Source organism: Flavobacterium sp. (genome assembly GCF_003525665.1).
Taxonomy (GTDB): domain Bacteria; phylum Bacteroidota; class Bacteroidia; order Flavobacteriales; family Flavobacteriaceae; genus Flavobacterium.
The window spans coordinates 11,174-19,784 of record NZ_DQDX01000094.1; the positions used below are offsets into that span (position 1 = coordinate 11,174).

Below are 8,611 nucleotides of genomic sequence, written 5' to 3' on the forward strand. Positions count from 1 at the left end.
ATTTATATGAATAACTTCAAAAAGTAATAAACTAAAGCGGCTAAAACTCCAGAAACTGGAATGGTTAAAACCCATGCCCATAATAATTTTACAGTCACACCCCAACGAACAGCAGAAACTCTTTTAGTAACTCCTACTCCAATAATTGATCCTGTAATGGTATGTGTTGTTGATACCGGAATTTTAAAATGTTCTGTAACAAATAATGTCAAAGCTCCAGCAGACTCTGCTACTACACCTTCAAATGCAGTCACTTTTGTGATTTTAGAACCCATTGTTTTCACAATTTTCCAACCACCACTTAAAGTTCCTAACGCAATTACAGAATAACAAGTTAACGGAATCCAACCTGGCATTGTTCCTTTATCTATATCAACATTTAGATCTAATATTCCACCAATTGATAAATTTGCTCCTGGATTGGCATTGATATATACAGTTACAGCAGCAGCAATAATTCCCATTACTTTTTGAGAGTCATTACCACCATGTCCTAAACTGAATGCTGCCGACGACAATAGTTGCATTTTCTTTAAAACTTTTTCAGCTGTAGCAGTAGAAAAACTACTAAATACTAGATTGAATATTGCTAAACTATAAAATATAAACGCCACCAAAAACCACTTGATATTGTGTGATTCACTTATAAAATACCAAAATTTGTTATGAAATAAAGATTTTTCATCTGGTTCCACATCAAAGTTTAAAACCGAAGATAAAAACCATAATGCTAATAACATTAAAACTACAGTTACAATTTTTGGATAAATATTTTTCTTAGAGGAGTACATCAACCAAATTGATATAAAATAAGAAATTAACATTCCTAATAAAGGAGCAAAAACAATAAACAAAATTACAATCATAACTCCAGAAGGCAATAATTCACCTTCTTTTGCAGCCTTTAACCAATTTACAATTTTGAAACCAGCATGCTCTGGATCAGTAACATCTCTAAAACCATGAGCAATAGCGGCTCCAGCAAAACCACCAATAAGTGTATGTGATGAAGATGACGGAATTCCTTTCCACCATGTTAGTAAATTCCAAATAATTGCGGCAATAATTCCAGCGAGGATTACTGTAAGATCAATATAATCTGGATTTGCAGTTTTTGCTACAGTATTTGCTACTCCAAAACCAAAAACCCAATAAGCTAAAAAGTTGAAAAAAGCAGCCCAAGCAACAGCTTGAAAAGGCGTTAAAACCTTAGTAGCTACGATAGTAGCAATAGAATTGGCAGCATCGTGAAAACCATTGATATAATCAAATATCAAGGCAAGAACAATAATTACTATTAATAAAGTAAAATCCATAAAAGTTGTTTTTTAGTTGTAACTATTACGAATGTTTGACAGAAATCTGTTCCATAACATTAGATACACTTTTACATTTATCTGATGCCGATTCTAATGCCGAAAGAACTTCTTTGTATTTAATTATATTTTTTGCATCACTCTCATTTTCAAAAATATCAGCTACAGCTTTATCAAAAACAGAATCTGCTTTACTTTCTAATTTATTGATTTTTTTACAAGTTTCTTTGATTGACTTGTGATTCATTTCTTTTAATTCATTGATACCAAGACCAATTAATTGACATGCTTCTAAATTAATTTCAGTTAATTTTCTAATCGATTTTGTGATTTTTTCAACTTGATATAAACGCATTTTACTTGCTGCACTGTGCATATAATCGGCAACGTTATCAACTGCTTTGATTAAAGAGTGAATATCTTCTCTATCAAAAGGAGTAATAAAATTTCTACTTAACTCTAGGTGCGTTTTGTGAGTAATTTCTTCAATAATAGCCTCTAATTCTTCTATTTTTTTATAATAATCTTCACGCTCTTCTTTCGGTGCATTTACTGCATTATGAAGTGTTTCAGCTAGTACAATTAAATTTGCTGCTGCTTGTTCAAAAAGTGGAAAGAATTTTTTATCTTTAGGAACGAAAAACTGAAAAAGATTGTTTAATGTCATTTTTTTTACATTTTAATTGGTGCAAAAGTACTCTCCCAATGTTAATAAATTGTTAAGCATATAATAATATGAGGTTATCAATTTTTATAATTTTCTACTATTTAAAAAATCGATTATTTCATATTGAAAACGTTTTCGTACATTAGCCACACAAAAAAAATAGCATCATAATATGGATTTAAACTTCAATAAAAACGAAGATCATAACAAACTTTTACTATCAGATTTAAAACAAAAATTTGCAAAAGTTAAACTCGGCGGCGGCGAAAAAAGAATAGAAAAATTACATTCCGAAGGCAAAATGACTGCTCGTGAACGTATTGATTATCTGCTAGATGAGAAAGCGAAAAGTATAGAAATTGGAGCTTTTGTTGGTGACGGAATGTATGCCGAACATGGCGGATGTCCTTCTGGCGGAGTCGTTGTAAAAATTGGTTACATTAAAGGAAAACAATGTATAGTTGTTGCCAATGATGCCACAGTAAAAGCTGGCGCATGGTTTCCAATTACAGGGAAAAAGAACCTTCGTGCGCAAGAAATTGCCATGGAAAATCGTCTACCTATTATATATTTAGTGGATTCTGCTGGAGTTTATTTGCCAATGCAAGACGAAATTTTTCCAGATAAAGAACATTTCGGACGTATTTTTAGAAACAATGCCATAATGTCGAGCATGGGAATTACCCAAATTGCTGCTGTTATGGGAAGTTGTGTTGCCGGTGGAGCCTATCTCCCAATTATGAGTGACGAAGCGATGATTGTTGACAAAACTGGAAGTATTTTCCTTGCCGGAAGTTATTTGGTGAAAGCCGCAATTGGAGAAAATATTGATAATGAAACACTTGGTGGTGCAACTACACATTGCGAAATTTCGGGTGTGACCGATTATAAAGCCAAAGACGATAAAGATGCTTTAGACCGAATTAAAAGTATTGTTGGAAAAATTGGCGATTACGACAAAGCCGGATTTAACAGAGAAAAACCGCAAAAACCAGCGCTTGACGAACAAGAGATTTACGGAATTATCCCAAAAGCAAGAACGGAACAATACGACATGATCGAGGTTATCAAGCGATTGGTTGATAATTCTGAAATGGATATGTACAAACCTGATTATGGTAAATCAATCATTACTTGTTATGCAAGAATTGACGGTTGGGCAGTTGGAATTGTAGCCAATCAAAGAATTGTTTCTAAAACTAAGAAAGGTGAAATTCAGTTTGGTGGTGTAATTTATTCTGATTCTGCAGATAAAGCTACTCGTTTTATTGCCAATTGTAATCAAAAGAAAATTCCGTTGGTATTTGTTCAAGATGTGACCGGATTTATGGTTGGAAGCAAATCGGAACATGGCGGAATTATAAAAGATGGTGCCAAAATGGTAAATGCGGTTTCTAATTCGGTTGTGCCAAAATTTACAGTTGTTGTAGGAAATTCCTATGGCGCAGGAAATTACGCTATGTGCGGAAAAGCATACGATCCTAGATTGATTTTTGCTTGGCCAAGTGCGGAACTTGCCGTTATGGGTGGAACTCAAGCAGCAAAAGTTTTAGCTCAAATTGAAGCTTCTTCGCTTAAAGCAAAAGGCGAAACCGTAGATGAAAAAGTAGAACAAGAATTATTTGACAAAATAAAAGCACGTTACGACGCACAAGTTTCTCCTTATTATGCCGCATCAAGATTGTGGACTGACGCTATTATCGATCCTTTAGAAACTAGAACTTGGATTTCTATGGGAATCGAAGCAGCAAACCACTCGCCTATTGAAAAGAAATTCAATTTAGGAGTTATTCAGGTTTAGTTTTATCTCAAAAGTCACAAAAGAAATAATAAACTTTTGTGACTTTTTTTGTTAAACAATTATTTCTAAGTAACAAATCTTAAAAACCAAGTACTAATAGTACAAGCCAAATTCTATGAAAAACTGTTTATTACTTTTTGCTTCGATGTTGATATTAACAAGTTGTAGTAGTAGTAAACCTAATTATGAATTAAAATTTATAGATACAAGCAAGTTAACTTTAGCAGAAGTATTCCCTAAAGACTATACAAAAATGGCTCCTGGATGTATTCCTGCTGATAAATTTGAAGACTTAAAAATATATTTAAAAAACAAGTGTAAAGTAGACTTAGACTCTGTTGGAATAGTAAATATTTTTTACATAATGCCATTATCAAAATGTGGGACAGATATTCGGCAAAATGAATATTTAAATACTATTTCTCAAACTAAAAACTATCATTTCGCACATACTGACACTTACACTAATTTAAGCTATCCTATTGTTTTTTTACAACACTATAAAGAGCCTATAAACTCTAATTGGATAGTTGATAACGCTCTTATTTTTGACCTTTTTTTAAACGAAAAGTATGAAAAGAGAATTCGTTGTGAAGCATTATTAACAATCAATAAAGACAGAAGCTATTTCCTTGATTGGGAAGGTTTTGATCCAAAAGTTTACAACGCTTTTAGTAATGAACTATTAAAACATAAATGTGATTAACCATGAAAAAACTACTTTATTTAAGCATCATTCTTGCTGGTTTTCAGTCTGTTTCTGCACAAAATTTTACCCGTAAAGATTCACTTCACGGTGGTTTACGACCAGAACGAACTTGCTTTGATGTGCAACGTTATGATTTGAATATCAAAATTAATCCAGAAGAAAGAACTATTGTTGGATACAACGAAATTGCTTTTAAAGTAGTTGCAAATAGTTCTAAAATTCAATTGGATTTATTTGATAATATGATGATTGATAGCATCATTCACAACAATAAAAAGCTAGATTATAAAAGAGAATTCAACGCAGTTTTCGTAGATTTTCCTAACGGATTAACAGCAAATTCTTCAGAAAAAATTCGTTTTTATTATTCAGGTAAACCTAAAGTAGCCAAAAATGCACCTTGGGATGGCGGATTTGTTTTCAAAAAAGATAAAGAAAATAGACATTGGATTGGCGTTGCCGTTCAAGGAACTGGAGCAAGTCTATGGTATCCGGTGAAAGATACTCAAACCGATGAACCCGATTTAGGTTCGAAAATTTCGGTTGCTGTACCAAATGGATTGATGAATGTTTCTAATGGACGTCTTTTAGGTTCTGAAGATTTGAAAAATGGTTACACACGTTGGGATTGGGAAGTGAAAAACCCGATTAATAATTATGATATTACTGTAAATATCGCCGATTATGCTCACATTCATGACAATCACAACGGTTTAGATTTGGATTATTATGTTTTAAAATATAATGAAGAAAAAGCGCGCAAACATTTTGAAGAAGTAAAACCAATGATGGATTGCTTTCAAGCTAAATTTGGTAAATATCCTTTTGCTGATGACGGTTATAAATTAGTTGAAACTCCTTATTTAGGTATGGAACATCAAAGTGCTGTGGCTTACGGAAATAAGTACTTGAAAGGTTACATGGGAAGCGACTTATCTGGAACTGGAGTTGGATTACTCTTTGATTATATTACTATTCACGAAAGTGGTCATGAATGGTTTGGAAACAGCATCACATCTGCCGATATTGCCGATATGTGGATTCACGAAGGCTTCACGCAATACACCGAAATTGTATTTATCGAATGTCAATTTGGCTACGAAAAAGCCATGAAATATGCTCGCGGATTGAACAGAAATGTTGCTAATGACAAACCAATTATTGGTCCGTGTTGTGTAAACCAAGAAGGTTCTGGTGATATGTATCCAAAAGGTGCTTTGTTGCTAAACACATTACGTCACGTGATTAACAACGACGAATTATGGTGGAAAATAATTTTAAACTATTCTGAAACTTTTCGTCATAAAATAATTGATACTGAAACGGTTGTAAACTTTTTCAATAAAGAAAGTAAAATGAATCTTACGCCTATTTTTGACCAATATTTGAGATACAAAAAAATCCCTGGATTGGAAATTAAAGTTGTAAAAAACAAACTTCAATACCAATGGAAAACCGATGTTGCCGATTTCAACATGCCAGTTGATATTAAAATCGACGGCAAAGAAATTAGATTAAAACCAACTAATAAAGCTAAAAAGTCCAAGTTTAAAGTAAAAAATATCGATGATGTTGAAGTTTTAAAAAGTGAGTTTTTTGTACACGTTTTTAAAGTCTAGATTTAGAAAAAGACGAATACAAACTAGCCCTGATGGAAATGAAAATAATAAAGCCGCGTTGTTCGCGGCTTTATTATTGTAATGAACAGCAGCCCTTCGACTGCGCTCAAGATGACGATGGAAACCAAGAACTCCCTATCCCGAAGCTTCGGGAATTCGCTCCTAATTTTAAATCAAACTCTCTTTACGAATAATTTTTCCGTTTCCAGTTTCTTTGAATTTTGGTACAAATAAAATTTCTTTTGGTTTTTCGTATTTATCCAATCCGTCGAAAATGGAAGTATCGACTGTAAACGAATCTCCTTCAATAACAAGAATGACTTTTTCGCCCAACTCTTTGTCTTCTTTAGAAGAAATAAAATAACGTGGTTCAATTTTACCAGCCAATTTTTCTTCGATTTGTTCAGGCAACAACTTGATTCCGCCGCTGTTAATTACGTTGTCAATTCGACCAAGAAAGATGAACTGATTTTCATTAACCAATTCTACAATATCGTTTGTTTCTATAACGTCGTCGTTAATTCGTGGTGCGTGTATAACCAAACAATTTTGATCATCGTACGAAATTGTTACGTTTGGCAAAACTGTAAATGCCTTCTCGCCTACTGATTTTGCAGCAATATGCGAAATGGTTTCGGTCATTCCGTAGGTTTCATAAACTTGAGTTGGTAATTTTATTAATTGATTTTCTAAAGCCGAATTTATCTTTGCTCCACCAACAATCAGTTTTTTAATTCGATGCAAATCTGATAAAGAGTTTTGTGCTTGCAAAGGAACCATTGCTGCAAAATCAAAATTGCCATCAACATTTCGAAGTGGATGCGAACTGGGAGCTACAAATTCTAAATCTAAACCAAGAATCATCGCACGAACAAGCATCATTTTTCCGGCAACATATTTCACCGGAAGGCAATGTAAAGCTTTGTTTCCGGCATGAAGTTCAAAAAAATCACCTGTTGCCAATGCCGAATTCACCATGGCTTGTTTTTCTACACGAATTATTTTTGGAATTCCTGTTGAACCCGAAGTGTGCATTTCTATATAGGATTTACCATCAAACCAATCTAGAATAAAATCGCCAACCGGTTTCTCAAAATCTTCGCCTTCTTTAATAAAGCTATAAGCAACACGACACAGATCTTCTCTATTGAGATGAAAACCGTTAAGTTTAAAGCCGTTGTGAACGTTTTCGTAGGTTGGATTAATCATGATAAGTGTATGTTATAGAATTTGTACTAATTTTTCCTGTGAGTTTTTCTTTCCAATCGGTCCATTTGTATTTTTTGCTAAAAATCAATAACATGATTGGAAATATAATAAATATAGGCAATAAAACGTCTAAACCTGCCGAAGGATCAGAAACATCCTTATACAAGGAATGCGTTTGCAAAGCCGACCAATCGGATGAAATTAACAAAGCGCTTACTAAATTATTTGCCGCGTGAAATCCGAGTGCTAATTCCATTCCGTCGTCCATTAAGGTTATAATTCCTAAGAAAAGTCCGGTTCCAATGTAATAGACCATAATGATGTAACCCAATTTTGAAACTTCGGGATTGGCAATGTGCATTCCTCCAAAAATTACAGAAGTAATTAATAATGGGACAATTTTGTTTTGACTTCGATCATAAAGTTTATTGTAAAAACTTGTTTCAAAGAAATTAAGATTTCTCAAAATCAAATCAATAATTAATAAAACTAATATAGATAAACTAAACAATACAATGGAAGTTAACGTTGCTGAAGATGTATTTGAACTAAATTGATTATCAAATATTAATTCAAATGCCATATAAATTGGAACAAAAATCATTGAATAAAATAATCCAATTGGAAACTTCTTTTGTAATGAAGCATTTCCAAATCCTTGCATTAAATAACCTCTAAAAATATATTCTTCAGTACTAGTTTGAAACGGAATCAACATTACTGCAATTACACACAATATTGCGAATTGCGTTGGTTTAAAATTCCAAACGAAACTTTCTGGTTCGTAATAAACGTAGGCAAATGTTGTTATGACAGTAAATATAGCCCAAATTGAAAACGAAAATAAAATGCGATTCCAATCTACTTTTGGTCGTGATGTTGTTACCGATAAAAAGGTTTGCTTGTGCAAATATTTAACAGCCAAATAAACGCCGCCAATTGCAAAAACAAACGAAATCATTATTAGAAACAACGACAAATTGGGTTCTAAATATTGCAACATTTCTTCATTAGTTGAAGGAATTCCTCCTCCATCTATAGCTTTTGCTAAAACAACAAACAATAAAGGAAGTTGTCCAATAAATGCTGCCATGATTATAATTAAAGATCCAACAATATACTTCCAAAAAGGATTGTCTTTACTAATACCTTGTTCAATAAACATTATATGACGAATTAAATTTTATTTTTTTATCAATCAAACACTACATTTGTTTCGCTAATATACCCTTTTTATTTCAGAATATAAATTTAAAATTTAAAAAAATATGATAACAATTTACCTCAATC

General features: G+C 32.8%; 7 protein-coding genes. 3 read left to right on the forward strand and 4 right to left on the reverse strand.

From position 1 onward, the window contains the following. Nucleotides 1-2 precede the first annotated feature (2 nt). Together DIU01_RS06965 and DIU01_RS06970 are read right to left on the reverse strand one after the other, a co-directional pair. The gene (locus tag DIU01_RS06965; protein WP_290832866.1) at nt 3-1,316 is read right to left on the reverse strand and encodes an inorganic phosphate transporter; all 1,314 of its coding nucleotides are present in this window, start codon (nt 1,314-1,316) and stop codon (nt 3-5) included. Nucleotides 1,317-1,341: 25 nt separating this feature from the next. After that, entirely contained in the window at nt 1,342-1,983 is a 642-nt protein-coding gene (locus tag DIU01_RS06970) for a DUF47 domain-containing protein (protein ID WP_290832868.1), read from the reverse strand. Nucleotides 1,984-2,155: 172 nt separating this feature from the next. On the opposite strand from DIU01_RS06970, the gene DIU01_RS06975 reads away from it, so the two are divergent. The 3 genes from DIU01_RS06975 (at nt 2,156) to DIU01_RS06985 (ending at nt 6,112) form a co-directional block, all read left to right on the forward strand. Then, the gene (locus tag DIU01_RS06975) at nt 2,156-3,784 is read left to right on the forward strand and encodes an acyl-CoA carboxylase subunit beta (RefSeq protein ID WP_290832870.1); all 1,629 of its coding nucleotides are present in this window, start codon (nt 2,156-2,158) and stop codon (nt 3,782-3,784) included. Nucleotides 3,785-3,899: 115 nt separating this feature from the next. After that, nucleotides 3,900-4,490 (forward strand): hypothetical protein, encoded by a 591-nt coding sequence (locus tag DIU01_RS06980; RefSeq protein ID WP_290832872.1) that lies wholly within the window; start codon nt 3,900-3,902, stop codon nt 4,488-4,490. A 2-nt stretch (nt 4,491-4,492) separates the two neighbouring features. Next, nucleotides 4,493-6,112, forward strand: a complete 1,620-nt coding sequence (locus DIU01_RS06985) for a M1 family metallopeptidase (RefSeq protein WP_290832874.1) — start codon at nt 4,493-4,495, stop codon at nt 6,110-6,112. Between the two features lie 168 nt (nt 6,113-6,280). Here the strand turns inward: DIU01_RS06985 and DIU01_RS06990 are convergent, their stop codons facing one another. Further along, the gene (locus tag DIU01_RS06990; protein ID WP_290832876.1) at nt 6,281-7,321 is read right to left on the reverse strand and encodes an AMP-binding protein; all 1,041 of its coding nucleotides are present in this window, start codon (nt 7,319-7,321) and stop codon (nt 6,281-6,283) included. Next, nucleotides 7,314-8,486, reverse strand: coding sequence for a CPBP family intramembrane glutamic endopeptidase (locus DIU01_RS06995; RefSeq protein ID WP_290832878.1), 1,173 nt, complete (start codon nt 8,484-8,486; stop codon nt 7,314-7,316). Before DIU01_RS06995 ends, DIU01_RS06990 begins: the two co-directional genes overlap by 8 nt. Nucleotides 8,487-8,611 lie beyond the last annotated feature (125 nt).